The sequence below is a fragment of the Dialister sp. genome (assembly GCF_051885895.1).
Lineage (GTDB): Bacteria > Bacillota > Negativicutes > Veillonellales > Dialisteraceae > Dialister.
Genome location: NZ_JBJEXP010000013.1, coordinates 1 through 1883, shown reverse-complemented (window position 1 = coordinate 1883; position 1883 = coordinate 1). Strand labels below are relative to the sequence as shown.

The 1883-nt window shown below is 54.2% G+C and carries 2 protein-coding genes; both read left to right on the top strand.

What is annotated here, in order from left to right:
- Nucleotides 1-770: divergent polysaccharide deacetylase family protein (locus ACI4N7_RS01050; protein ID WP_439731517.1), on the top strand; the 770-nt coding region annotated here is incomplete at its 5' end.
- A gap of 10 nt (nt 771-780) precedes the next feature.
- Nucleotides 781-1506 carry an SDR family NAD(P)-dependent oxidoreductase gene (locus ACI4N7_RS01045; protein WP_439731516.1) on the top strand — a complete coding sequence of 242 codons (726 nt, stop codon included), beginning with the start codon at nt 781-783 and terminating at the stop codon, nt 1504-1506.
- The last annotated feature ends 377 nt before the right edge of the window (nt 1507-1883 follow it).

Here is a 1883-nt window from a genome sequence, read left to right as displayed (position 1 = left end):
CTCCTTCCGTGAAGAAGGATACAGGAAATACAAAGGCTCCTGCCAAGCAGAGTACTGCTCCCGTGAAGGCTGCACCGGCCGCCGCGCCTAAGCCCAATACCCCCGCTGCAGTGAAAGGAAAGCTGGCAGTAGTCATTGATGATGCAGGAAGAGATCTGGAATCCCAGCATGTGTATGAATCTCTGGGCATTCCGCTTACCCTGGCGGTTATGCCGAACCAGGTCCACACCAGGGATGCAGCTCTCTCCTGGCATGCCCATGGAATGCCGGTGATTCTTCACCAGCCCATGGAATCGGTTTCCGGCATCGGCATGGAATCCAAGGTCATCCTCACTTCCATGGGGGATGAGGAAATTCGGAGTCTCCTGAAGAGCTCCCTCTCCCAGGTACCGGAAGCGGTGGGTATCAATAACCACCAGGGTTCCAAGGCCACCACCGACCGTCACACCATGGACGTGGTGATGAATGAACTCCACCACCGCCACCTCTTCTTCTTCGACAGCCGAACCAATTCCACCACCGCCGCCGATGGGGCAGCTGCCTCCTACGGCGTACCTTATGTAAGGAATGACCTTTTTGTGGATAATGAAGCCGACGTGGCAGCCATTTCCGCCATGATCCGGGAAGCGGCCAAGCGGGCGCAGAAATACGGCACCTATGTCATTATCGGCCACTGCCGCCCCAAGACAGCGGAAGCTTTCCGCCAGATGGTACCCCAGCTTGAAAAAGAGGGCATCCAGTTCGTTTACGTTTCTTCCCTTGCGAAATAAGGAGAATTCCATGATACAGACAGTTCTGATTTCCGGCGGCACCTCAGGCATCGGCCTTGCCACCGCTAAAATTCTGGCAGATGAAGGCATTCGTCCCATTCTTTTAGGAAGAAATAAAGACCGCGGGCAGCAGGCCCAAGACCAGGTGAAAGGGAGCCTCTACGTGCCCTGTGATGTGACGGTGACAGAAGACTGCCAAAGAGCGGTCAAAACCGCCTCCTCCCTGGGAAAGCTCACCGGTTTGGTACTGTCAGCCGGCATATATGAAGAAAAACTGCTGGAAAATACTACCGATGAGGAGATCGAGCACTTCTTCTCCGTCAATGTTTTCGGCGCCATGAAACTGGCGAGGGAAGCCATTCCTGCCATGAGAGGGGCGCCGGGAAGCATTGTGGCGGTAGCCTCCGATGCTGCCCTGCAGGGCAATGTGCAGTGCAGCCTTTACGGCGCCACCAAGGGCGCCCTGGTTTCCTTCATCCGCTCCCTGGCCCTGGAGCTGGCGGTAGAAGGTATTCGGGCCAATGTCGTGTGTCCCGGCGATATCGATACCCCTCTTCTGGAAAAACAGCTTCACAACTACGGCGGCAGCCGCAAAGAAATGGGGGACTGGTACCCCCTCATGCGCATCGGCCGGCCGGAAGAAGTGGGAGAACTCATCGCCTTTCTCCTTTCGCCAAAGGCATCCTTCATCACCGGCGCCGCCATTCCCGTAGACGGCGGCCTCACCGACTGGTAAAGAGGACTCTACGCTTACAGGTCTCGGAGATTTCCGAAATAACCGTAAGCCCTTCTCTTCTCTGTCATCTCGAGCGGGGCTGCAAGTGGGTATGAAGGAAAAGGTATCTGAGCACGGTTGAAACTCTGAGTCGAGAGATCTCCTGCCGCAATGCTGCTCTGTGCCGTTGATTTATAGGAAATCTTCCTGTCTCCTCTAAGCGGTGAGGATAAATCCAAAAATGATTTTCAATAATTTACTCAACGAGCTCATCACCCCCCCAATAAAAAAATCCCCGTTCTCCATAAGAGGGAAGGGATTTTTTTTAGATTTTTTTCATTAATTCAAGACAACACGAAAAGCCCGAAAGAGCTAGGCCCGGCGGATAGAAGACAGAT

Coding starts and splice junctions, on each gene's coding strand:
- ACI4N7_RS01045 (WP_439731516.1), top strand. CDS start 781: ATGATACAGACAGTTCTGATTTCCGGCGGCACCTCAGGCATCGGCCTT.